The organism is Bradyrhizobium sp. P3_C3 (assembly GCF_056402655.1).
This window is the reverse complement of sequence record NZ_JBFUGY010000027.1, coordinates 33,563-58,843: the sequence shown is the minus strand read 5'-3', so window position 1 is coordinate 58,843 and position 25,281 is coordinate 33,563. Positions and strand designations below refer to the sequence as shown.

16 protein-coding genes are annotated in these 25,281 nt (G+C 65.8%); 4 read left to right on the top strand and 12 right to left on the bottom strand.

The features are described 5' to 3' along the window. Positions 1-79: 79 nt before the first annotated feature. The 8 genes from AC1DW2_RS27215 to AC1DW2_RS27180 form a co-directional block, all read right to left on the bottom strand. Positions 80-1,207: a mandelate racemase/muconate lactonizing enzyme family protein gene (locus AC1DW2_RS27215; protein WP_477007533.1), complete on the bottom strand. Its 1,128-nt coding sequence runs from the start codon at positions 1,205-1,207 to the stop codon at positions 80-82. Between the two features lie 48 nt (positions 1,208-1,255). Next, on the bottom strand, positions 1,256-2,293 hold the full coding sequence (locus tag AC1DW2_RS27210; protein ID WP_477007532.1) for a tagatose 1,6-diphosphate aldolase: 1,038 nt from the start codon (positions 2,291-2,293) through the stop codon (positions 1,256-1,258). Beyond that, positions 2,290-3,249 carry a sugar kinase gene (locus AC1DW2_RS27205; protein WP_477007531.1) on the bottom strand — a complete coding sequence of 320 codons (960 nt, stop codon included), beginning with the start codon at positions 3,247-3,249 and terminating at the stop codon, positions 2,290-2,292. Before AC1DW2_RS27205 ends, AC1DW2_RS27210 begins: the two co-directional genes overlap by 4 nt. Then, positions 3,246-4,319: an ABC transporter ATP-binding protein gene (locus AC1DW2_RS27200; protein ID WP_208069594.1), complete on the bottom strand. Its 1,074-nt coding sequence runs from the start codon at positions 4,317-4,319 to the stop codon at positions 3,246-3,248. Before AC1DW2_RS27200 ends, AC1DW2_RS27205 begins: the two co-directional genes overlap by 4 nt. Positions 4,320-4,325: 6 nt before the next feature. Continuing rightward, on the bottom strand, positions 4,326-5,330 hold the full coding sequence (locus AC1DW2_RS27195) for a zinc-dependent alcohol dehydrogenase family protein (RefSeq protein ID WP_477007530.1): 1,005 nt from the start codon (positions 5,328-5,330) through the stop codon (positions 4,326-4,328). A gap of 8 nt (positions 5,331-5,338) precedes the next feature. Beyond that, positions 5,339-6,166: a carbohydrate ABC transporter permease gene (locus tag AC1DW2_RS27190; protein WP_166349801.1), complete on the bottom strand. Its 828-nt coding sequence runs from the start codon at positions 6,164-6,166 to the stop codon at positions 5,339-5,341. A gap of 4 nt (positions 6,167-6,170) precedes the next feature. Continuing rightward, entirely contained in the window at positions 6,171-7,058 is an 888-nt protein-coding gene (locus AC1DW2_RS27185) for a carbohydrate ABC transporter permease (RefSeq protein ID WP_071916389.1), read from the bottom strand. Between the two features lie 61 nt (positions 7,059-7,119). Further along, positions 7,120-8,421 carry an ABC transporter substrate-binding protein gene (locus tag AC1DW2_RS27180; protein ID WP_477007529.1) on the bottom strand — a complete coding sequence of 434 codons (1,302 nt, stop codon included), beginning with the start codon at positions 8,419-8,421 and terminating at the stop codon, positions 7,120-7,122. A 192-nt stretch (positions 8,422-8,613) separates the two neighbouring features. Here AC1DW2_RS27180 and AC1DW2_RS27175 point away from each other — a divergent pair, with 192 nt between their 5' ends. Both AC1DW2_RS27175 and AC1DW2_RS27170 read left to right on the top strand, forming a co-directional pair. Next, positions 8,614-9,654 (top strand): LacI family DNA-binding transcriptional regulator, encoded by a 1,041-nt coding sequence (locus AC1DW2_RS27175; RefSeq protein WP_477007528.1) that lies wholly within the window; start codon positions 8,614-8,616, stop codon positions 9,652-9,654. Between the two features lie 10 nt (positions 9,655-9,664). Then, the gene (locus AC1DW2_RS27170; RefSeq protein WP_477007527.1) at positions 9,665-10,399 is read left to right on the top strand and encodes an SDR family NAD(P)-dependent oxidoreductase; all 735 of its coding nucleotides are present in this window, start codon (positions 9,665-9,667) and stop codon (positions 10,397-10,399) included. A 9-nt stretch (positions 10,400-10,408) separates the two neighbouring features. Here AC1DW2_RS27170 and AC1DW2_RS27165 read toward each other — a convergent pair whose 3' ends face one another. After that, complete coding sequence (locus tag AC1DW2_RS27165; protein ID WP_477007526.1) at positions 10,409-11,845, bottom strand: lipopolysaccharide biosynthesis protein; 1,437 nt, start codon at positions 11,843-11,845, stop codon at positions 10,409-10,411. A gap of 353 nt (positions 11,846-12,198) precedes the next feature. Between AC1DW2_RS27165 and AC1DW2_RS27160 the strand changes: the two genes are divergently transcribed. Next, a complete protein-coding gene (locus tag AC1DW2_RS27160) occupies positions 12,199-13,266 on the top strand; it encodes an endo-1,4-beta-xylanase (protein ID WP_477007525.1) in 1,068 nt (355 codons plus the stop codon). Positions 13,267-13,275: 9 nt separating this feature from the next. Here AC1DW2_RS27160 and AC1DW2_RS27155 read toward each other — a convergent pair whose 3' ends face one another. The 3 genes from AC1DW2_RS27155 to AC1DW2_RS27145 all read right to left on the bottom strand — a co-directional run bounded on the left by AC1DW2_RS27155 (position 13,276) and on the right by AC1DW2_RS27145 (position 18,586). Further along, positions 13,276-14,229: a DUF6492 family protein gene (locus tag AC1DW2_RS27155; protein WP_477007524.1), complete on the bottom strand. Its 954-nt coding sequence runs from the start codon at positions 14,227-14,229 to the stop codon at positions 13,276-13,278. Between the two features lie 95 nt (positions 14,230-14,324). Continuing rightward, a complete protein-coding gene (locus AC1DW2_RS27150; RefSeq protein ID WP_477007523.1) occupies positions 14,325-15,119 on the bottom strand; it encodes a protein-L-isoaspartate O-methyltransferase family protein in 795 nt (264 codons plus the stop codon). Next, positions 15,116-18,586, bottom strand: coding sequence for an ATP-binding protein (locus tag AC1DW2_RS27145; protein ID WP_477007522.1), 3,471 nt, complete (start codon positions 18,584-18,586; stop codon positions 15,116-15,118). The genes AC1DW2_RS27150 and AC1DW2_RS27145 overlap by 4 nt, the downstream gene beginning before the upstream one ends. A 135-nt stretch (positions 18,587-18,721) precedes the next feature. Here AC1DW2_RS27145 and AC1DW2_RS27140 point away from each other — a divergent pair, with 135 nt between their 5' ends. Further along, entirely contained in the window at positions 18,722-25,165 is a 6,444-nt protein-coding gene (locus AC1DW2_RS27140) for an amino acid adenylation domain-containing protein (RefSeq protein ID WP_477007521.1), read from the top strand. The last annotated feature ends 116 nt before the right edge of the window (positions 25,166-25,281 follow it).

Genomic DNA, 25,281 nt, shown 5'->3' with positions numbered 1-25,281 from the left:
GTAGCTTTCCGCGACGAGGAATAGAACGCAAGGGGAAACTGGCCTGCGCGGCGCCCGACGACGCAGGTGTCGCAGCCGTCTACAGGCTGCGATAGTCCGCGATTCCCGACAGGTCTGGCGTGAATCCGAGCCCCGGTTCCTCGCCGAGGACGATCGTACCATCCGTGACATTGGCAACCGCACCGCAGAACCGGTCGCGCAGCGGATTGTCGTTGGCATCGACCTCGAGCCAGCCGTCGCCGCCGATGCCCGCCAGCAGATGCGCCGAGGCAAGCAGTCCGATGCCGCCGCCGAGATAATGCGGGCAGAACGTCTTGCCCGCCTTCAGGATGTCGCGCGCGACGCCAGCGCATGCGCTCAGCCCGCCCCATTTCGCGATGTCGGGCTGAACGACGCCGAGCACGTCTTCGGCCAGGACATCCTTGAAGCCCTCGACGCTCGAAATGTTCTCGCCCGCGGCAATCGGCATTGTCGCGCTCGCCCGCAGCCGGCGCCATTCCTCGCGCCGCCGGTCGGCCCGGATCGGCTCCTCCAGCCAGCGCAGATCGAACGCGGCCAACCGCGGCAGCATCTCCAGCGCCTGATCGACCGACCAGCCCTGATTGGCATCGGCGGCGAGCATGCCCGCGCCGACGATCGCGCGCAGCGCGGCCAGATTGGCGAGATCGGTCTCGGCACCGAAGCCGACCTTCAGCTTCAACGCGCGATGGCCGCGCTTGAGTGCAGCTTCGGCCGTTTGCGCGGCGCCACCGGGATTGATGCCGCTGGCATAGACCTTGATCCTGCCCGTCTGCCCGCCGAGCAGCCGCCACAACGGCAAGCGCCGCCGCCGCGCCGAGAGATCCCACAGCGCGAGATCGATGCCGGAAATCGCCTGCGCGAACGGACCGGGCTCGCCGCATTGGAGCGCGAGCACCTCGGTGCCTTTCGACAGGACCTCGAAAGCCTGAGCGGGACCGTCGAACCTGCGCCCGACAATGCCCGGAGCGAGCACTTCGTTGACAAGCCGGGCACGGTGCTCGGCGCCCGGTGCAGGAAAGTTGGACCAGGCTTCGCCCCATCCCTCGACACCGTCCTCGTCGAGCGCGCGAACGAAAACGGCCGGACGGTTGAGCATCTTGCCGAACGACGTCACCACCGGCGTCGCCAAGGGATAGCGATAGCAGAACGCCTCGATCGAGCGGATGATGAAGCTGTCAGTCGTCATATTGCAGGTCCTGCGACCGAGGTGAGACCACGCGGGACCGTTACCATCTCAGTAGGCGCGCGCGAAGTCACCTTCCTGCTTGATATCAGCGAACACCGGGAAGCGCGCCTTCCACGCCGTGCCCTTGGCCGTGGTCAGCTGATTGAGCCGTTCCAGCACCCCGAGGCCATCCTTGCGCAGGCTGGCCGACACCGCTGCGCGGTCCGGAAAGTTCTTCAGGACGGCATCCAGCCAGATAGTGCGGCCCGCCAGGAAACCGCTTGCGCCTGCGGCATAGGAGTAGTCGAGCACGCGCTCGAACTTTTCAGGCGCAGCGCCGCCCGACAGCAACACCCAGGGGATGCTGCGTTCGCGGCAGATATCACCGATCGCATCGAACTCCTTCTGCGCGGCCTTTGCTTCCGTGCTGCCGTCACGCGCCGGCAGGCTGTTGGCTGCAAGCGGGCTCTCCAGCTTGAGGAGATCGACGCCGTATCCAGGCTTTGCGAATTCGCGCACGCTGTCGATGACGAGGCCCGGGAGCTTGCCGGGCGATTCCACGTAATCGGCCGTGTGATTGGCGCTGCCGAGGAACGGGTAGACCAGCAACTCGAGCACGTACGGGATATCGTGACGGGCGCAGTCATCGCCGATTTCGCGCACGAAACGCTTCTGGTGCTCGTTCACCGCGGCATCGGCGTCCGGCCGGTACCAGGCCAGCACCTTGACGGCGTCGCCGCCCATCGCGCGGATCTTCTCCACGCTCCAATTGGTGATCGCGCGCGACTTGCGGCCGCCCGCGGTTTCCTCAACGCGGTGCTCTTCCAGCGTCATGATCAGGCCGCAGCGCGGCGGCAGCAAATCGATCGCGGCAGGCACTGCGAAGTTCGGGTCGAACAGCATCGAACTGCAATGCGGCGCGAGGTTCTCGACCAGGAGACGCTTGGCCGCCGTGACGTCGGAATATTCGACCTGGTCCCGCGTGATCCCCTTCGCCTTTGCAATGGCATCGAACAATGGCGGCCGCTGATCCAGCGCGACCATGCGAAAATGGCCATCCGCGTCAGCAAGCCGTGCCAGGCCGCGGTTCTTTCCAATCGTTCTCATGGCTTCGTCCTCATGAATACAAGACACTCGTTGATATCGGGGATTCCGTTACGGCCGCCGGCGTGGCGGCATTTCATGGCGGCCGTCGCCGCCGAAAACGCCATGGCGGCGCGCACGTCGAGGCCGGCGCCGATTGCGAGCGCATAGGCGCCGTGGAAGACGTCGCCCGCGCCTGTGGTGTCGACGACGTCGACGCAGTAGGCGACCTGCCGGTGCAGCTGGCCGTTCTCGTACCAGCTCACGCCGCCCTCGCCGCGCGTGACGGCGATGACGCGACAGCCGAAGCGCGCAAGGGCTGCGAGAGATTTGCCTTCGGCGGAGCCGGCAAAGGCGGCGAGCGCGGGCTCGGAGAAGATGGCGTGATCGGTCAAGGGCAGCAGCCGCTCGAATACCTCGGCATCGGCCATGTCGCCGTCGAGCACCGTCGGAATGCCGCGCGATCGCGCTTCCCGGAACAACGTCGCGGCGCCTTCGACCCAGCGCGGATCGGCCAGCACGGACGATGCGCGCGCCACGGCTTCGAGCGGAAGCCAGTCTGCGGTTTCCGGGTAAAGGCCACGGAAATTCACGATCTGCCGCTCGCCGGAGCTGTCGACGATGACCCCGGACACGGACGAGCGGCCGTCGGGAAACAGCCGGAAATTCTCGACATCGACGCCTTCAGCCGTGAAGGCCGACTTCATCTCGTGGCCGGCGGCATCATTCCCTGCCCGTCCCCAGAACGCGACGGATGCGCCGAGCTTTGCCACGGCTACGCTCGCATTGGCGGCCATGCCGCCGCCGAGCGTGCCGTACTCGACGGCCTTGATCTTCTCGCTTCCACCCGCGAACGGCCGATCGACGCGCCAGACCTGGTCGAGCGCGGACAGCCCGAGGCAGATCACGTGCACGGGCCTCGCGCCGGACGCGACGTCGGCCAGCGCCGAGAGATCGCCGATGTTTGCCGACGCACTCACCGCAAGACCTGTCCGTTGGATGCAGCGAACAAATGCGTCTTGCCCGACTGTGGGCGCAGATTGATGCGATCACCAACCTTCGGCCGCAGCGCCGGATCGACCCGCGCGATGGCGGAGCCGCCGGCGAGATCGAAATGGATCAGCGTGTCCGAGCCGAGCGGCTCGACCAGCTTGACGTTGATGGCGATGCCATCGGCGGCATCAGTGGCGATGGCAAAGTGTTCGGGGCGAATGCCCAGCACGGCGTTGCCGGCCTTGCTCAGGCAGCCAGCGGTCTCGCCGTCCAGCGGCACCACCGTTCCGCCTTGCGACAGGATCGCGCGCTCCTGACGCCATTCGACCGGGAAGAAATTCATCGCGGGCGAGCCGATGAAGCCGGCGACGAACTGGTTGGCGGGCCGCTCGTAAACCGTCTCCGGTGTATCGTATTGCTGGATCGTGCCGCTCTGGAGCACGACGATCCGGTCGGCCATGGTCATGGCCTCGATCTGGTCATGCGTCACGAAGACCATGGTGGTCTTCAGCTCCTGCGACAGCGCCTTGATCTCCGCCCGCACCTGCCCGCGCAGCTTTGCATCGAGATTGGAGAGCGGCTCGTCGAACAAAAAGGCCTTGGGATTGCGCACGATGGCGCGGCCCATGGCGACGCGCTGGCGCTGGCCGCCGGACAACTCCTTCGGCTTGCGGTCGAGATAGGGCTCGATGTGCAGCAGTGCGGCCGCACGCCTCACGCGGGCGTCGATCTCGGCCTTCGGTGTGCCTCTCAGCTCCAGCGCAAACGACATATTGTCGTAGACCCGCATGTGCGGGTAGAGCGCGTAATCCTGGAACACCATCGCGATATCGCGCTGCGCAGCCTGGACGCCGTTCACGCGCTTGTCGCCGATGTAGAGATCGCCGGACGAAATCGGCTCGAGGCCGGCGATGATGCGCAACAAGGTCGACTTGCCGCAGCCGGACGGGCCGACGAAGACGACGAATTCGTGGTCCGCGATCTCCAGATTGAGATCGGGGATCACGGTGAAATTGCCGTAGCGCTTGGTGAGGTTGCGGATCGAGATCGAGGCCATGATCGCTCAGTCCAGCGCCAGCACAGGCTTGATCAGTTCGCCCTTGGCGAAGCGGGCGAAATTCTCGGGGAGAGCCTGCAGGCCGAACTCACCGTCGACGAGGACGCGGTACTCGTCCTTGTATTTGCGCAGCAGTTCGACATTGGGCTCGAAATCCGAGACCGGGAAGTAGAAGGTCCGGATCATGTAGAAATCCTTGCGGCGGAAGACCTTGCCTTCCTCGATCGTCCAGGGCGCGGCGTTCTCGCCGACCAGCACCAGCGCCCCGCGCGGCAGGACCAGCTCGATGCCGAGGTTGCGCGCCGCATGAGCGCCGGAGCATTCCATGATGAGGGCGAAGCGCTTCGAGGTATCTCCGACCGGGTGCGCCTTTCCGCCAAAGGACTGTGCGATCTTCAGCCGTGCCGCGTTGGGATCGGCGACGTAGATGTCGTTGTAACCGAGCGCGCGGAGCGCCAGCACGACGCCGAGGCCGACAGGCCCCGCGCCCATGACGAGGACCGGCCCCGCCTCGTTCGGCGGCACCACGCGGCTGACGAAGCGCACGGCGTGGCCCGACGTGCCGATGGTGTCGAGCAGCAGCGGCGCAAGGCTGTCCTCGATATCGTCAGGCACCGGCAGCAGGCAGTTCTCCGGCACCGGCACATATTCGGCATAGCCGCCGGGCCTGTTCCAGCCGATCAGGCTGGAGACTTCCAGGCACATCTGGGTATCGCCGCGCTTGCAAGCGGCGCAGTGACCGCAGTGCAAGGGGATATAGACGGCGCAGCGGCGACCGTGCAGGCGATGACCGGGCTGTTCGACGACACCAAAGATCTCATGGCCGGCGGTGAACTCGGCGCCCTTGTGCCAGAGCTTGAAGTCGGAGCCGCACAGCGCGGTGCGCGAGACGCGGACGAGCACTTCACCTGTGCCGACATCGGGCATCGCGACGCGCTCGATGGTGATGCGGTCATTGCCGTGGAAGACCGCGGCCTGCATGATCGAATTCGGACGGGGCGACACGTTCATTTCGATACCTAGCCTTTCACCGCACCGAGCGTCAGTCCGGACACCAGCCAGCGCTGAACCAGGGCCGCCAGCACCAGCGGCGGCAACGCGATCAGCGTCGCCGCAGCCATGAGGGCGCCCCATTGCGTCGAGCCTTCGCCGATGAAGTTGAAGGCCGCCGCGATCAGCGTCTTGGTGTCGCCGTTGGAGAGCACCAGCGCAAACAGGAAGTAGTTCCACGAAAACACGAAGGCGAGGATCGCCGAGACGGCGACGCCTGATGCCACCAGCGGCAGCGCGATGCGCCAGAGGATGCGCGTGACGCTGCACCCATCCACCTGCGCCGCCTCGAACACGCTGCGCGGAATGCCGTCGAAGGACGGCAGCAGAACCCAGATCACGATCGGCAGCGTGATGACGGCGTGACTGAGGATCAGGGCGGTGTAGGAGCCGATCATGCCGATTTGCCGGAACATCACGTACCACGGCAGCAGGAACAACGTGCCGGGCGCCATGCGCGCGGCGAGCGTCAGGATGGCCGGCCACGAAATCCGCGTCCATGAGACGGCGAAGGCAGCGGGAATTCCAAACAGCAGACCGAGTGCGGTCGAGCCCACGGTGACGATGAGACTGTTGAGCGCGTAGCTGAGGAACGGCGTGGTCCTGGTCAGCTCGACATAATTTTCCAGCGTCGGCGAGAAGCTCAGCGTCGGCGGATAGGCGGTGACCTCGAACGACGGCTTGAACGAGGACAGCACCATCCAGACCGTCGGCGCCATGATGAGCACGCCGGCAAGCACGAGCTGCACCGTGTTGAGCCAGCGGATCCAGCGGTCGGTGTTGGCGGCATCGTTCATGACATCACCAGGCCACTGCGCCGCGCAGGCGGTTGAAGGCGAGCACGGCGCCGAACACGATCGCCGTCAGCGTCAGCATCAGGGCACTGGCATAGCCGATGTTGAAAAACTCGAAGCCGACCCGGAAGCCGTAGATGTTGAGCGTGTTCGAGGCGTTGCCCGGGCCGCCCTGGGTCGTGATGTAGATGATGTCGAAGAAGCGCAGCAGATCGACACTGCGCAGGATCGCCGCGGTGACGATGGTCGGCAGCAGCAGCGGCAGCGTGATGCGCTGGAAAGTCCTGAATGGCGACGCGCCGTCGATCTGTGCCGCCTCGTAGACGCTCGGCGGCAGGGATTGCAGGCCGCCCAGCACGATCAGGGCGACATAAGGCGTCCACTGCCAGCTGTCGATCAGAGCCACGGTCGGAATGACCCAGGTCGGCGAGGCCAGCCAGTCCGACGGCGGCAGGCCGAACGACTGGAGGATATAGTTGGCAGCACCGAGCGACGGATCGAGGATCACCAGCCACATCATGCCCGCCACCACCGGCGGCATCATGAAGGGCGAGATGAACAACGAGCGCACGATGCCCGGCAGACGCTTGGCGTGGAACAGCACCAGCGCCAGCCAGACGCCGAAGACGAGTTGCAGCACCAGCGACAGCACGAATAGCGCAATGGTGATCCACAGCCCGTGCCAGAATTCGTAATCGGAGATCAGCTTCGAATAATTGGCGAGGCCGGCGAAGGACTGCTTGCCGGTCGAGGAGAAGGTCTGGAAGCCGAGCCAGATCGTATAGACGACCGGAAACGCGATCATCGCGACAGTGAAGATCACGGCCGGCGCCGAGAGCGCCGCCATCTCCAGCTTCTGCCGGTCCTGCGTGAGTGTCGCAGCCGTATCAGACATGCGTTCGTGTCCTCGATCGAGTTGGGTGCCGGCAGGCAGTAAGCCTGCCGGCATGAGGCCGTTAGTTCGGCGCGATCAGCGCATCCAGGGCCTTGTCGGCATCCGCGCAAGCCTGATCGACGGTCTTCTGCTTCAGGATCAGATCTTGCACCGCCTGCCCGATGAACTCGCGCGATTGCGGGTTGGCGACGATGGGATAGCCGACCTCGGAGGAGCCCTTGGTGGCGAGCACGTCGAGCGCGGCCTGCCATTCCTTGCGGACCGGCTCCTCGTCGATCCACTTGCGATATTCGGGATCCTTGGCAACCGACGGACGCGGCGGGGCAATGCCCTGAAGCGCCATCTTCTTCTGCACCTCTGGGCTGGTCGCCCACTGCACGAAGTACCAGGCCGCGTCCGGCTGCTTGCTGTGCGAGGACACTGCCATGCCCCAGCCGATCGTGGTCGGCACCTGGCCGGCATCGCCCGCCGGGAACGGCAGCAGGCCGGTGTCCTTCAGGCGCGCGCCGCCTTCCATCACCGTGCGCAACTCATTCGACGACTCAAACGCCATCGCGGCGCGGCCGCTGCGGTAGAGCGCCGAAATCTGCTGGAAGCTGTAGTTGACGACGCCAGGCGGTCCGAAATCTCGCAGCAGCCGGCTATAGGTGTCGAGCGCTTCCTTGCCCTTGGCCGAGCAGAGGTTCGACTTGCCGTTTGCGACATAGCTGCCGCCGACATTGTGCAGCATGTTGCTGAAGGTATAGGCAATCGCGGGCTTGAGACCGCGCGAGACGAACGGCGTCACCGTGCTGTCGCAGCTCTTGATCTTCTCGGCAGCGGCCTCGACGTCCTTGATCGTCTTCGGCGCCTCGAGGCCGCACTTTTTGAAGATGTCGGTGCGGTAATAGAAGATCGGGCCTTCGATGTTCATGGGCATGCTGGTCAGCTTGCCGCCGAAGGTCGCGGCCTTCAGCAGGGCCTGGCTCAATCCGTTGGGGTCGTATTCCTTGGCGACCTCGTTCTTGGCCATCGCGGTGAGATCGCCGTACCAGCCGGCGGCGGCGAACTGCTCGCCCTCGCGCGAGGGCAGCGTCATGAACACGTCCACCTCGTCGCTGTTCGCATTCATGACGGTCACCAGACGCTGGCGCATCTGCTGTTCCTGATAGCCGTCGACCTTGAGGGTCATGCCGGTCAGCTTCTCGAAATCGACCTTGTAAGTCAGCAGCGCCTGCGACACCGGATTGTTGTTGGCGAGAAAGGTGACGGTCTTGCCCTTGAACTTCATCCAGTCGAAATCGGCGGCGTGCGCCTGCGCGGTCGCCGCAGCAATCGCGAGAACGGGCAACGCGACGTGGGTCGCGAGCATCCTGGCCTTCATCGAACTCTCCTCCCGGCTGGCCGCCTTAAGCTGGCGGACCATTTTGAACACGTTAGAGTGGCACTTGAAAACGGTTACAAAATAGACCTCGCATCCGCCGTGTCAAGCGATGGACAAGTCGCACAATCTTCGGCAGATTCGCGACATTGCCGCTACCATGCGGCTCGCTACGCCCGATGTAACGTTACATTCATGAGACTGACCAACGCCAAGTCTGTTAAACAGGGCATCCGCGCCGTGGCGGCCCGCGCCGGCGTCTCGACGGCGTCGGTCTCGCGCGCCCTCAACAACCCCGACGCGGTGAGCCCTTCCTTGCGGGCGCGCATCGAGCAGGCCATCGACGCGCTCGGCTACATCCCGCATGCGCCGGCGCGCATCCTGTCGTCACGCCGCTCGCGCACGCTTGGCGCAATCGTACCGACGATCGACAACACGATGTTCGCACGCGGCATCGCCTCGCTGCAGCAATATTTGTCGTCGGTCGGATACATGCTGTTTCTCACCACGAGCGGCTACGATCTCGATGTCGAATTGCAGCAGGCGCGCAATCTGATCAGCCGTGGCGTCGACGGCCTCGTGCTGCGCGGCGATTGCCATCACGACGGCTTGCGCAAGCTGCTGGCGGACAAGGCGGTGCCCTTCATCAATGTCGGCATCTACCAGCCCGACCGGCCCTATCCCTGCGTCGGCACCAACAATGAAGCCGCCGCCCATCGCGCCGCCGCGCATGTCATCGAGCTCGGCCACCGCCGCATCGGGATCGTCTCGGCGCTCCAGCGCAACAACGACCGCGCCACCGCGCGCGTCGCCGGCTTTCGCCGCGCGCTGACGGAGAACGGGCTCGAATTGCCTTCGCAATGGCATGTCGAGGTGCCCTATACGCTGGACGACGCGCGCGAGGCGGCGCGCTATCTCCTGGGCCTCGAGGACCGCCCGACAGCCGTGGTGTGCGGCAACGACGTCATCGCCTATGGCGTGCTGCTCGAAGCCGAGCGCAGCGGTTTTTCGGTGCCGCGTGACCTGTCGGTGGTCGGCTTCGACGACCTCGACTGGAGCCGGCATTTGCGGCCGAGCCTGACCACGATCCACGTACCGACCGGAGAAACCTGGCAGCGCGCCGGCGAATATCTGGTGCGCAGCCTCGCCGGCGAGCAAACCATCATGCATCGCGAGATCGACTTCTCGCTGGTCGTCCGCGAGTCGACGGCTGCGCCTCCGAAATCCCTGAAGTGAGACACTCCCGATGAATCCGAATTTTTCTCTCGCCCCCGGCTTTCATGCCGTCGTGATCGGCGGCGCCGGCGACATTGGTGCCGCCATCAGCAATCAACTCTGCGATCTGGGTGCGACGGTGACTGCAACGGGTGCGAACGAGGCCGATCTTGCCCGCACCCTCCTCAAGCCACGCGCGGGCCTCACGCTCGCGACGCTCGATGTCACCGATGATGCGGCCATCACGTCCTTCGCCCGGAAACACAGGCGCGTCGACGCGCTGATCAATTGCGCCGGCATTCTTGCGCGCGACAAGGAATTCGAGATCGAGACCTTCATGAAGGTGCTCGACGTCAACCTCACCGGCACGTTCCGGACCTGCATGGCCTTCCATCCCCTACTCGCGCAGCAGACGGGATCGATCGTCAACATCGCGTCGATGAATGCCACACTGGCGCTGCCGCGGATTCCCGCCTATTGCGCCAGCAAGGGCGGCGTCGTGATGCTGACCAAGGCGCTGGCTTTGAAGTGGGCCGAAGAAGGCATCCGCGTCAACGCGGTCGCGCCCGGCTATATCGAAACCGCGATCAACGCCGCCGGCCGCGGCGACCTTGCGCATTATCAGCGCATCGCCGATCGCACCGCCTTCAAGCGCTGGGGACAGCCGGAGGACATTGCCGGCGCCGTCGCTTTCCTCTGCATGCCGGCTTCGCAATATGCGACCGGCACCGTCGTTGCCGTGGATGGCGGCTTTCTGGCGGGGTAGCGCGCGGGTCTATACGCCCAGCGCCTTGCGGTTGAACGTCCGCAGGAAGCGCAGCGACAACGTCCGCACGTTCGCGACGTTGAGCAGCCAGGCCGCAGCGGCGTAAGCAACCCCGCCCGCGGAGCTGACGACCATCAACGCCACGATACCGGTACCGCCGGCCTGCGTCCGCGCAACGAGGATAGCGCCCGCCATCGCCGCAGCCGAAGCCGCAACGCCGGCGAGGCGGTTGATGTCGAACGGCACGGGATGGGCGCGGTGCATCAGGGCAACGGCGATGACGAAGCCGAGCGCTTCGGTGGCGAGGGTGGCCAGCGCCGCGCCGTAAAGGCCGTAGCCGGCCACCAGCGCGAACATCAGCGCCACGCTCAGAACGAGCGTGAGGAACGACTGCGCCGCCAGCATGAACGGCCGCTCGGCGAGCTGAAAGCTGATCTGCACATAGAATTGATTGGCGATGCCGAAGAAGCGCGCGAGCACCAGCGTCGGCAGCAGCGCCGACACGCCGGCGCGGAAATCGACGCCGACGAGCGTGCCCGCGACCTGGTCGGCCGCCAGCGCGAGCCAGATGGCGACGGGTGCGACGACGACGAGCAGCAGCTCGAGGCTCTCGCTCAGGCGCTCCCGCGTCGCCTCGTTGTTCTTCTCCGACAACGACCGGAACACCAGCGGCACGGTTGCCGCGGCGACGCTGGAGGCGATCATGACCATGAACTGGCGCGGCAGATCGGCGGCGACGCCGAAAATGCCGGCGGCGTCCTTGCCGAGCAGATAAGCGACGATGAGCCGGTCACAGGCCGAATAGACCGCAACGGACAATCCGGCCAGCGTCAGCGGCAGGCCGTAGCGCGCCAGCTGCATGAACTGGCTGCGCTCGAAGCGCGCGATCTTGGTGCGGTCGCCGACGAGATTGAGAATGATGCCGGTGAGCGAGCCCAGGCCGAACGCGGCGAGCAGTCCCAATCCACCCCAGCCGAGCCAGATGCCGAGCAGGCCAAAGCCGACGCTCGACACGCTGCGGACGATCGAGATCGCCGCGAACCTGTAGGGGCGCAGTTTGGCGCGTTCGAATTCCTGGCCGACATCGACAGCATTGGCCATGATCGCGACGAACATGCTGGCGAGCAGCAGCTCGACACTGAGGTCGCTGCGGAACAGAATGACCAGCGGCGTGGTGGCGCAGAGGACCGCGGCCGTCAGCCCGAAGGCGACCATCGCCGTGCCGCGAAAATCCACCTCCGCCGATATCGCCTGATAGCGGGACACCGACAGCTTGATCCAGGCGAAGAAGATCGCGCCCAATATGCCGGCAAGGCTGATGCCGACGACATAGACGCCGTACTCGGCCGGCGTCAGCAGCCGCGTGTAGGCCGTGACCGCGAAGAAGCCCACCGCTGCGGGCAGGATGTAGGCAACGAGATAAATCGAGAAATGGCGGTTCAGCATGCGAGCACAGGACCGGCAACGGTGTTGCGATGGTGACGGCCGTTAATCAATGACCTTGGCGGGGCGAACGAACTGCGCCGCAGCATCTCTCAAGAGTGTCACATAAGTCTGCAGATCGGGCGGCGAATGAGGCTGAGAGGCCGCTTTCGCACGTTAGCGTTAAATTTGCCCTTTCCCTGGGGCGGTTCGAGCGATCACGACACGAAACCCTGATCCAGACTGGAACAGCGATGCAGCGCCACGCGCGTTGCGCACCGGACATCCGCAAAGGTTAACCCAACGACAGGAAACCCCGGCGTCGCAAGGCGCCGCTTGGTACGATGGCGCGTTGGTTCCAAAAGGAACGTCCCACCGTGACCAGGCTCGACAGACGCGAATTTCTCCTCGGCGGCGCCGCAGCACTCGCGGCGGGGGCAACGGCGTCCGCCGCGCCGGCATCAAAACTCGCGCAACGCCGTCCGGGCTTTGGCGCTGCGGCGACGCTCTGGGACCTGCAAGCCGATCCCAGGCTCGGTGATGCCATCAGTACCTATTGCACCCAGGTGGTGCCGGTGCTCGAGCTGAAATGGCCGATGCTGCGGCCGAACGCGCACACGTTCAACTTCGAGCGCGCCGACGCGATCCTGGATTTCGCGCGGGAGAACGATCTGACGATGCGCGGCCACGCGCTCGCCTGGTATCACGACATTCCGGACTGGGCCAAGCAGATCAAGGACACCAAGGGCGTCGAGCGCGCCTATGTCGACCACATCGGCACCGTCGTGTCCTACTACAAGGACAAGCTGACGTCGTGGGACGTCGTCAACGAGCCGATCCCGGACAATCCGAAGAAGATCACCGACCGGCGCGATACGTTCTGGACGCAGCATCTGGGCAACCGCTGGATTCCGCTGGCCTTCCGCACGGCGGCCGCGGCCGATCCCTTCGTCAAGCTCGCGATCAACGAATATGACATCGAGTCGGCGAAGGACTCGTTCATTGCCAAGCGCGCGGCGTACCGCAACCTGATCATGGACCTGCTGGACCAGGGCGTGCCGCTGCACGCCGTGGGCCTGCAATCGCATCTGCATGCCGAGCTCGAGATCGACACGCATGGGCTCGCCGAATTCGTCACCGAGTTGCGCTCCTGGGGCCTCGATGTGCTCGTCACCGAGCTCGATGTCGACGACCAGAAGCTGACAGGCAATCCGGCGGAGCGCGACGCCATCGTCGCCAAGCGCGTCGACGACCTCCTGACCGCGATCTCGACCAGCGGCCCGGTGCGCTCGATCCTGACCTGGGGCCTCTCGGATCGCTATAGCTGGATCAACGGCACCTTCGCCCGCGCGGACAAGCAGCCGAACCGCCCCTTGCCGCTCGACGGCGAGTTCAAGCCGAAGCCGTTCATGGACGTCATCAGCAAGTTCACGAGAGACGCCTGAGACGCGGCCTTAGCGCGTCTTCGCCGGCACTTCGAATTCGGCCGCATCACCCATATCTTCAGGAGACAGGCTCGGGCTGCGTCGATCCCTCGAGCTAAGGCGGAACACATCGCGGATGTCGTCGATCGAGGTCGACGAATAGGACTGGATGCAGAGCGCGACCTGTTCGGGCGAGGCCGCGCGCATCATCGCTTCGATGGCGGGACGGTCGAGGGGCGTGTCGTCCCAATGCGAGACCGCAATGCTGTCTTCGGTGACCCGATGGGTGGCCAGATGCGCGGGCGAGTTCGCGACGAAGTGTCCGTACATCAGATACTCCGAGAACTTCTTCTTCCGGCACAGCGCCAGAACCCAGTTCAAGCCCGTCGCCGCCTTGATGGCGTCGGTCATCGCGCGCGCGGTGTCCTTGTCCCAGACCAGTGCGTTACCGACATAGTCATCGGCGGGGAACGAGCGCTCCTTGATTCCGAGAAGCTGATCGACGGTGCGCAGCCACAGCCCGTGCAACGGGTGGTCGGCGCCGATGTCCTTCGGGGTGACGAACAGCGGCGTCTTCTCAGCGCCGGCATATTGGCCGACGTCGAATTCGCGGAAGAACAGATTGTCCGAGTCCAGGATGCAGACGCGCTGCTCCGGCGCGTTGAGGACGCCGGCGATCTTGAGGATCTGCTGGATGTGCCAACCATGCACCGGCGACGACAGCAGCGACAGCCAGACCCGGCGCTTGCTGAGGAACTGAAGCGCCGGCGGCAGCGCCCAGAGCCATTTCGGCAGATAATTCGAGGCCGGAACGATGACGCGCTTGTCGGACGCGAACCGCGCGAACAGCGGTACGTCCTCATCGTTAACGAGAACATAATGCCGCGTGTATCCCGAGAGCCAGGTGTCGATGCTCTCGCTGAGCAGCGAAAAGCGTTCGATATCCTTGGCGTAGCTGGCGGTCAGCAGGGCAACGGAATGCATGGAGCGCGCTCGAATGGCCATCAAGCCGCACTCATAGCCGCACCGCGAGATGCTGGAAACTCACAAACGGAATCAAGGTAAAACGAAACCAAGCATTAGCCATCCGACGGCAGCCCCTGCTCGATGGCGCGAAAACGCAGTGGCGCCAGTGCGGAGGCGCGCTGCCACCAGTCGGCGACGCGGTCGTCGAGTGCGGTCACACCGCGACCCTGGCCGGGGAAGATCCGGATCTGCTGCACCGCCTCGGCCTCGAACCCCCTGCCCTTGCGCGTGATCTTGAGGGCGGCGCCCTCACGGTCGCGCTGCGTCAGCGGCGCCAGGAGACGGCCGCGCGGACGGAGCGACTGAAGCCAGAGCGGATGCGGGTGCGGGAAGCCGGCATGCACGATGATCACGTCGGCCGGTTCGCCGATCTCCTCGCATCCATCGCCATGCACGACCTCGACATTGCGATAGGGGCGAAGGAAGTTCGCGGCACGCGCCGCAAGCCGCCCGTCGCATTCGATTGCACGCACCCTGCCCCTGGGCCCCACGATCTTCGACAACACCGCGGAAAAATAGCCGAGACCGCAGCCGATCTGGACCACGCGGTCCTTCTTCCCGACGTCGAGCAGATCGATGAAGTGCGCCCACAGGCTCGGCAGCCCGGTGTCGAGCTTGCGGCGCGCATCGATCGCGACCAGCACATTGTCGTAGAGATGAACGGGATCGGCATCCGGCGTCAGCCGGTAGCTGCGAGCCGCCTCGCTCTTGATGCGCCAGGGTCCCTTCGCCAGAAAATCCTCGCGCGGGATGGCGGCGAGCGCTTCGAGCAGGCGTGGCGAGGCGATCCGCTCTCGCTTCGCGATCAACTCGACGTAGCGCGCACGCGCGGCGGCAAGATCGCTCATTTCATCGCATCGGCCTGTTCAAGGACGGGCACGTCTCCGCCGAGCTCGCTGAGGAGCTGCATCGCCTGCTTCAGGTCCGGAGTATAAAAGCCCTCGCTGAACTTGCCGACGATCGGCAAGAGCAGAAGACTTGCGTGCTGGCGCTTGCCGGCTTGGTGCGACAGGCGCGCAAGACTGACGGCGGTCCGAAGCTCCCATGACAGCGCGCCCTGCTTGCGCGCGGTCTCCAGCGACAGGGCGAACAGGTCCTCCGCCTCCTGCACCGATGCCGGGTCACCGTCCGACATCGTGATCTCGCCCTGCAGCCGATAGACCTCGGCGAGATAGGAGTGATCGCCGGTCCGTCTCGCGGTCGCGAGCGCGCCGTCCAGCGCGCGCAAGGCGGCATCGCGCATCCCGACCTTGGCATAGGCTTCCGCAAGGAGGCAGCGGAACCAGCAGCCGGCGAGCCAGGAATCCATCGCCTCGTATTCGTCGAGGCCGAGGCGCATCTGGCTGAGACCTTCGTCGGCCTCGCCGAGCTGGGCCAGCGCCCAGCCGCGCAGGATCGCCGCCTGCTGCTTCCAGTGCAGGAAATTGTGTTCGGTTGCGATGATCATGGCGCGGTTGGCGTGGTCGCGCGTACCCTCGACGTCGCGCAAATGCTGGCACAGATAGGCGCCGAACACGAGCGCGAAGGCGAGCGTGAAAGGATGGCGGATCTTCTCGGCATTCGCGATCGCCTGCTCGCTGTGCTGGCGCGCCGCGTCGGGCCGGCCGAGGAACCAGAGGAGATAGCCGAGATAGGACAGCGAAACGACGCCGGGATCGGTACCGTGCCGCTCCATCAGATCGGAGTGCAGATCGGGACTGTAGAGGTTGATGCAGCGGTGCAGATGGTGCTGGGAGGCGGCAAAGCGGCCGCGATAGAGCATCGTCATCGCGATCGAGCGGTGCGCCTCGATCAGATATCCGGTCTGCTGCGCCGGCTGCGTGCGCTCGTTCAGCCGCTCGCGCTTGGCGAACTTCAACAGCTCGACGCTGAGATCGTGCGCGCGGCTGAGATCGGCACGGATGAAATGGCAGACCCAGAGCCCGCGCGTGGCGGCGAAGGCCTTCTCGTCGTCGTCGAGCTGCTGACCGAGCTCAAGCGCGCGGATGTAGTTCTCCTCGACCTCCTGCACGGCGTAGCCCTTGGCGGCAATCAATGCGTTGCCGAGCGCGATGCGCAGCTCCAGCTCCATCTCGTCGGCGCCCTGCATGCGCGCATTGGCCTGCACGACGCTCAAGCCCCGGCGCAAATGCCCGATCGCCTCCAGATTGGCACCGCTCTTGGCCGCCTGCTTGCCGGCCTTGAGCCAGAAGCTGGCGGCGCCCTCGCTCTGGCCGGATTCGGTGAGGTGATGGGCCAGCAGCTCCGGTTCGCGCTCGGTCTTCTCCGGATACATCTCGGCGAGCACCTGCGCGATCCGCGAATGCAGCTTGCGCCGCTCACTGTGCAGCAGGCTGTCGTGCGCGGCGTTCTGGATCATCACGTGCTTGAAGGAGTAGAGCGCGCCGGGCGGATGGCCGCGGCGCATGATCAACCCGGCCTCCTCCAGATGATTGAGCGCGGCCTCGATCTGCTCCGCCGGCGTGTTGGCGACCGCGTGCAGCGTCGCGTAGGAGAACTCGCGACCGATGGTGGCGCCGATCTGCGCGATGCGCTTGAACGGCCCCATCCGGTCCAGCCGCGCCATCAGCGAGTCGGTGAGGGTCGCCGGGATCGCGAGCTGCCGCCATGGACCCGACAGCACGTAGCGCCCGTGCCGCTCGGTCAGGAGGTTGGATTCGAGAACGGTCTTGGTCAGCTCTTCCAGGAACAGCGGCACGCCGTCGGTCTTGACGATGATCTCCTCGACCACCTCCTTGGGAAGCTCGCGGCCCGCGACGCGCTCGACCAGCGTCGTGCGCAGCTGCCGGCTCAGGCGGTTCAGCACCAGCGTGGTGATGTGCGAATGCGCGTTCCAGCTCGGCTGGAATTCGGAGCGCGCGGTGATGATGACAAGGACCGGCTGGTTCTGCACCCGGGCGACGAGGAGGTCGATCACCTCGCGGGAGGTCGGGTCGATCCAGTGCAGATCCTCAAGCGCGATCACCAGCGGCATGTCGCGCGCAAGGCCGAGGAAATGATTGACCAGCGCGGCGACGGTCGCATCCTTCTGCTGCTGCGGTGACAGGTCGAGCGGTGGATAGCGGTCTCCGGTCGGGATCGACAGCAGCGCGGCAAACAGCGGCGTGACCTGCTCGATGTCGCCATGGGCGGCGGCGATCGCGGTCTCCAGACCCGCCAGCGACGTCGCGGATGGATCCTCGCGGTCGAGGCCGAGCGAGAATTTGAGCTGCTCGGAGAACGGATAGAACGCCGTGGAGGTGTAATAGGGCGAGCACTGGAACGAGACGTGTCCATGGCGGTCGCCCGCGATCCGGTCGAAGATCTCCTGGATGATGCGCGACTTGCCGATGCCGGGCTCGCCGAACTTGACCACGACCTGGCCGTCGCCGTCCTTGACCTGCTGCCAGCGCCCCATCAGCAGCGCGATCTCCTCCTCGCGGTTGACGAGCGGGGTCAACCGCCCGCCCATGGCAGCGGCGAAGCGGGTCTCCGCCCGCGAGGCGCGCACCACGTGCCAGGCCTGCGTCTTCTCCGAGATGCCTTTCAGCGCATGGACACCGAGATTGCGGTAGTCGAACTTTCCCTTCAGCAGCGACTGTGTCGAGGACGAGATCACGACGCCGTTGGGCGGCGCCAGACCTTGCAGGCGTGCGGCGAGATTGACGGTTTCTCCGACCGCGGAATCGCGCTCCTCGGTGCCTTGGCCAACGAGGTCGCCGACCACGACGAGACCGGTTGCGATTCCGATGCGGACGGCGGGGGCGTGGCTCAGCGCACCGCGCGGCTCGATCGCGCGCGCAGTCGACAGCACCCGCACGATCTCGAGCCCGGCGCGCACCGATCGCTCGGCATCGTCCTCATGCGCGGTCGGATAGCCGAAATAGACAAGGATACCGTCGCCGACGAAGCGCGCGGCAAACCCCTCATAATGTTTCACCACACGGACACAGGTCTCGCGAAAGCTCGCGATCATGTCGCGCACGTCTTCCGGGTCGAACTGCACCGACAGCGAGGTGGAATCCACCATGTCGCAGAACATGGTGGTGAGCTGACGCCGTTCGGCACCGACTTCCGCCCGGACTTGCGGGCGCGCGGCCGTATCGGGCTTCTCGGCGGTCTCAGCGTGGAATAGCGCCGACATCGCGCGCTGAAGCCGCTTGCGATCGCCGAGCGGCAATCCGAGCTCGACCAGGTCGGATTCCGTCAGGTCCCCCATCACATCGAGATCGAGGCGGTGCTGCGCGAAGAGATCGGTGTAATGTCCAAGACCGACGCCTTCGAGCCAGCGCTTCAACCCGCCTTCAGTCCCCGTAACAGGCTCATTCTCCAGCATGGTGATTCTGCCCGACCTTCACTCCGTCGAAGGGCTTTAGGCCCCTCAACCACAGATTTTGGGGCCCGAACTTCACCTCAGACTGGACGCGTTCCCTAAGTCTTGGGAAGAATAGCTCAATCAGATCAAAAGGGAATGGCATTGTCCCATATTGCATCCGTAGCGGGAGAGGATTCGGACAGCGCAGGCGCCGAAACCAGGACCTTTGCCGATATCGGCGGCCTTCTCGACTTTTATGCGCGCAAGACGCCGGCGGCACCGGCTCTCCTCGCACCGGGCCGGCCGGCCCTCACCTACGGCAAGCTGGGTGAGTTGATCCAGCAACTGGTCCGCACCCTGCGGGGGCTCGGCATTGCCCCTGCCGACCGGATCGCCGTTGCGCTGCCGCGCGGCGCCGACAGCGCGCTGGCGCTGATCGCGGTCGCCTCGGCCGGCGCCTGTGTCCCGGTCAATCCCGATCTGACGGCCGACGAGCTGCAGCGCTATTTCAGCGAATTGAAGCTGACCGCGCTCGTCACCCGGGCCGACATGAACTCACCAAGTCGTGACGTTGCCAAGGCGCTCGATATCGCGGTGATCGATTTCGTGCCGGGGCCGGACGACAATCTCGGCGGCTGCGCGTTCATCGGCCCGGCAGTCGGGCCGGCCAGCACGAGCGGCGCCTCGCGCGGCGACGATGACGCCTTCATCCTGTTGACGTCAGGCACGGCGGCGCGGCCGAAAATGGTGCCGCTGACGCAGCGCAGTGTGTGCCTGTCCGCATACAATGCCGGCCGCGTGCTGTCGCTCGCAGCCCACGACCGCCTGCTCAATGCCCTGCCGCTGTTTCACGCCCATGGCCTGATCTCCGGCCTGCTGACGGCGCTGGCCGCGGGCTCCAGCGTGATCTGCACCAACGGTTTCGACGCATTGTCCTTCTTCGGCTGGATGCGAGAGCTGCGACCAACCTGGTACACGGCGGTGCCTACCATCCATCGCGCGCTGCTGACGGCGGCCGAGGCCGACCCGGACCGCGCCCGCTCGTCGTCGCTGCGCGTGATCCGCTCGGCCTCATCCTCGCTCGCGCCTGCGATCCTGAACGGGCTGGAGGCGATGTTCGGCGTTCCCGTGCTCGAGACCTACGGCATGACGGAAGCGGCCTCGCAGATCTCCGCCAATCCGTTCGAGCTGCGCAAGGTCGGATCGGTCGGCCGCGCTGCGGGCCCCGAGATCGCGATCATGGACGGGGCGGGCCGCACGCTTGCGAGCGGCGAGCATGGCGAGATCATGCTGCGCGGGCCGAACATGAGCCGCGGCTATTATAATGACGAGGCGGCGACACGGGCCGCCTTCCGCAACGGCTGGTTCCGGACCGGCGACCTAGGCTATCTCGACGCCGACGGCTACCTCTTCATCGTCGGCCGCATCAAGGACGTCATCAACCGCGGCGGGCAGAAGATCTCGCCCTTGGAGGTCGAAGAGGTCCTGCTGAGCCATCCGGCGGTGCTGGAGGCCGGCGTGTTCGCCGTCCCGCACCAGAAGCTCGGCGAAAACGTCGCCGCCGTCGTGGTGCTGCGCCCGAATTCCGAAGCAACTCCGGACCAGCTTCGGCAGTTCGCGCGCAAACGTCTTGCGGCGTACAAGGTGCCGAGCCTGATCCGCGGCGTGGCCGCACTGCCGAAAGGCGCGAGCGGCAAGGTCAAGCGCAACGCGCTGGCCGATCTGATCGCAACCGCGGAGCATGGCGTCGAAGCGCAATTGCCGCGCAACGCGCTGGAGACCCAGCTCGCGGGGATCTGGGCCGGTCTGTTGGAGCTGCCGCAGGTCGGCATCGACCAGGATGTCTTTGCGCTCGGCGCGGACTCGCTCGCGGCGACGCAGATGCGCTCGCGCTTGCGCGAACGCTTCAATGTCGACTTCTCCTTCGAGGACATCTTCGATTGCGCCACGGTCTCAGCGCTTGCGGCCCGGATCGAGACCGCCACAACCCATCGCGAGACGATGGTGCCCGCATGGCGCCAGGCGGCGGCAGCCGACGCGCCGCTGTCGTTCCAGCAGCAGCGGATGTATGTGCTCTCGCGGCTCGATCCGACCCGCTACAATTACAACGTCGTCGAGGTCGCCGTTCTCAAGGGCCTGGTCGACGTCGCCGCGCTTTCTGCGAGCCTCGCCTCGATCTGCGCGCGCCACGAGGCGTTGCGCTCGGTCTTCATCGAACGCGAGGGCGAGCCGGCGCAGCGGGTGCTGCAATCAGCTCCGCGGTTCGAGCGGATCAAGCTCAAGCCCTGCGCGGCGGACAAGCAGGGCGCAATCATCCGGCGCGAGGCGTTCGAGCTCGCGCAATATCCCTTCGACCTGGCGCACGAGCCGCCGCTCAAGGTTACCCTGCTGTCGTTCGACAAATCCAGCCACGCGCTGGTGGTCAACGTCCATCACCTCGTCACCGACGGCTGGTCGCAGCGGCTGTTCTGGGAGGAGCTTGCCGCCCATTATTCCGCTGCGCGCAAGGCAAGCGCGGTGACGTTGCCCTCGCCCGCCTTCCAGTATCGTGACTTTGCGCTATGGCAGCAGAGCTGGGCTCAGACGCCGGCGGCGAAGGAGCAGCTCGATTACTGGCGGACCCAGCTCGACGGTGTCACCACGCTGCCGCTGCGGACCGACCGGCCACGGCCGGAGGTCTGGAGCGGTCACGGCGCCCGTCACTATCTCGAATTCTCCAAGGCACTGTCGGCCGATCTGCGCGCGCTCAGCCAGGACCAGGGCGTCACGCCTTTCATGACGCTGCTCGCGGCTTTCCAGTGCCTGTTGTTCCGCCACACCGGACACGAGGATGTCGCGACGGGATCGCTGATCGCTAACCGCAACCAGATCGAGAGCGAGCGACTGATCGGGCTGTTCGCCAACACCCTGATCCTGCGCAACGATTTCGGCGGCGATCCGGGTTTTGGCGAGATGTTGCGGCGGGTGCGGCAGGTCACGCTGGATGCCTACCGCAACCAGGACCTCCCGATCGAGGAAGTGCTGCGCGCGCTGCAGATCGCGCGCCGGAGCGACGGCAATCCGCTGTTCCGGATCATGTTCATCCTCCAGAACGCCTCGATCGAGGCGGCACGTTTTCCCGGCCTGTCGACGCGGCGGCGGGAGGTCGACCCGAAAGTCGCGCGTTTCGACATCACGCTCGAACTGGTCGAGGCCGACGGCCGCTTCACCGGCTTCTTCGAATACGCCACGGATCTGTTCGACGCGGCGACCATCGAAGGCATGGCCGCTCAGTTCAAGACCCTGCTCAAGGCCGTGATCGCCAATCCGGAGCAGCGCATCTCGCGCCTGCCGCTTCTGACGGAGGCCGAACGCCGACAGTTGCTGGCGAAAGGCCAGGGCGTGGTGGCCAATTTCGCCACGCGCGGCAATCTTTGCGAACGCCTCGAGCGCCAGGCGAAGAAGACGCCAAACGCAATCGCCGTCTCCGACGGCCGCACCTCCCTGACTTATCGCGAGCTGGCGCGCCGCAGCCAGGCGGCGGCGCGCTGGCTCGCGCGCGAAGGTGTCGGCACCGAGAGCGTTGTCGCCTTGCTTGCGGATCGCGGGCCCGATCTGCTCGCCGCAATGATCGCCGCGCAGCGCGTAGGCGCAGCCTTCCTCAATCTCGATCCCGACCAGCCACCGGCGCGGCTTGCGACCATCCTCGGATCGAGCTGCGCCCGCATGCTGCTGACCGGGCGTGTCCAGTCGGCCATGGTCGAGGCGCTGCTCGAACCGCTGGTCGAGCGCATCCATGTCGCCGAGCTCGAGGACGCGATCGCACCCGGATCGACCAGGCCGACCCGCGCCGCGCGGCGCGCAGCCGCGAGCCTCGCCTATCTCATCTACACATCCGGCTCCTCCGGCGCGCCGAAGGGCGTCATGATCGAGCAGCGCGGGCTGTCGAACCATCTGGCGTCGCTCATTTCCGAGCTTGGCCTTACGGCCAGGGACGTGATCGCCCAGACTGCGCCGCAGAGCTTTGTCATCTCGGTCTGGCAGTTCCTTGCCGGTCCCATGGTCGGCGCCCGCGTCCATGTCTGCGCCAACGCAATCGTGCAGGACCCGATCCTGCTCGCGCGGGAGATCGAGCGTGAAGGCATCAGCGTGCTCGAGATCGTCCCGTCGCTGCTGCGGGTGATCCTCGACCGCATGGACGACGCGCAAGTCCAGCGCGCCTTTGCGGGATTGCGGCTCCTGATCTCGACCGGCGAGCCGCTGCCGGTCGATCTCTGCCGCGCCTGGTTCGCCCGCTGCCCAAAGGTGCCGCTGATCAACGCCTATGGCGCGTCGGAATGTTCCGACGACGTCTCGCTGCATCGCCTGACCAAGGCGCCGGCGGCGACGACGAGCAACGTCCCGGTCGGCGCACCGCTGCCCAACACCCAGCTCCATGTGCTCGATCAAAACCTCCAACCGCTGCCGGTCGGCGTGACTGGCGAGCTCTGCATCGGCGGCGCCGGTGTCGGCCGCGGCTACATCAACGATCCCGCGCAGAGCCGGCAGCGTTTCCTGCCCGATCCGTTCGCACGCCAGGAAGGCGCGCGGCTGTACCGGACCGGCGACCTCGCACGCCGCCGCGCCGACGGCACCATCGAATGCCTCGGCCGCGCCGACCATCAGGTCAAGGTCCGGGGCTACCGTATCGAGCTCAAGGAGATCGAGAACGCGCTTGCCGACCATCCTGCGGTGCGCGCCGGCATCGTCGAGCCGCGCCGCGAGGCGAGCGGCGATGTCAGGCTGATCGCACATATCGTCGCAACGGCCGGCAGCCAGAGCAGCGCCAGCGAGCTGCGCGACTTCCTGAAGAGCCGGTTGCCGGGCCATGCCATTCCGTCCGCATTCCTGTTCCTGGACCAGATGCCGCTCAATGCCCATGGCAAGATCGACCGGTCGGCGCTGCTGGCGCCCGCGCAGCAGGACGTCTCCGGACCCGACGCCGCCGTGCCGGCGCGGTACTTCACCGAAAAAGTGCTCGCGGACATCTGGGTCGACCTGCTGAAGGTCGAGAGCCTCGGCGTGACCGATAATTTCTTCGATCTCGGCGGCCATTCGCTGCTGGCGGGCCAGGCGATGGCACGCGTCGCCCGTGCGCTCGGCGTGTCGCTGCCGATCAAGACCATCTTCGAGGCTCCGACGATCGAAGAGCTCGCCCGGCGGGTTGACGAGGCCGTGGCAGCAAAGCCGCGCAAGCCGGCAACAGGCATGCTGCGGCCTGCTGAAAGCGGGCTCCCAACACTCTCGATCGCACAGGACCAGATGATGCGGATCGAGCAGAACCTGTCGGGCTTGCCGCTGTTCAACCTGCCCTTTGCCTTCCGCCTCCAGGGCCCGCTCGATCCGACTACCCTCGCGCAGGCGTTCGGCGACATCGTGCGCCGCCACGAATCGCTGCGGACCGGATTCGGCCGGAGCGGCGAAGAGCCCGTCAGCCGCATCGCCACCCCCGGCGAGCTCGGACCGGCCCTCACCATCGAGGTCATCGGCGACGGACGTCCCCACGACAACAAGCGGCGCAAAGCCCTCGAACTCAGGAAGATCGACCTCCTGATCGAGCAGGAGACCTACGCCCCGTTCGACACTGCGCGGCCGCCGCTGTTGCGGGCGCGGCTTTTGCGGCTCCATGCCGACGATCATGTGCTGCTGCTGACGCTGCATCATGCCATTGCCGACGGCTGGTCGATCGGCGTGCTGTTCGAGGAGCTGTCCAACCGCTATGCGGCGCTGGCCGGACATCCGTCCGTGCCGCTGCCGAAACTGCCGCTGGCCTTTTCGGACGTCGCCCGCTGGCAGCGCTGGTGGTGCGGCACCGACGCCGCCCGCCGCCAAGCCGCCGACTGGACGGAGAATCTGCGCGGCGCGGCCCCCGTCTTCGACGGTGAAGCCAGCCCCGGCGCGTCTACCGGGCACCACCCCTTCAGCCTCGAGCGCGAGCTGATCGGCCGGCTCACGGCGTTCGCCGGCCGGCATAACAGCACGCTGTTCATGTGCCTTCTCACCGGCCTGAAAGCCCTGCTGCTGGCGCAGAGCGGCCGCAACGACATTTCGGTCGCCACCGCCATGGCCAATCGCGCCCAGCCGGATACCGACCGGGTCGTCGGTCCGTTCGAGAACACGGTGATCGTGCGTACCCGAATCACGCCGGAGCTGTCGTTCGCGCAAGCCCTGGCCCGGGTGCGCCAGAGCGTGCTCGACGCGCATGCGCGCCAGGAGCTGCCGTTCAACATCCTGGCCGACCATCTGGAGCAGGAGGGGATCGATCCGGCCTCGCTGCTCCAAGTCTATTTCACCCTGCAAAATCCGCTACGCCAGCCGCTCGATCTGCCCGACGTCACGATCGAATCGATCGGCAACGTCGCGCGCGAAGGCCAGCCGGTGCTGCCGATCGACCAGACCTGGCTGTCGCTGATGCTCAAGGAGCGCCCCACCGGAATCACCGGCTCATGCAATTACAAGGGCGAGCTGATCGATGGCCGCAGGGTCGGTGAGTGGATGGCGCATCTCGTCGCGCTGCTGGATGCGGCCGTCGCCCACCCCAACACGCCGCTCGGCCGATTACTCGCTCGCAGGGCGGCATGACCGGCTGTACGGGACGGGAGAACACAGGTTCACTCGCCAAAGCTGTGCATGACCAAGTTGCATCTTGATTATTTGGCGCCAGCGCGCAAGATTATTCCCTCGATTTGATTTGGACG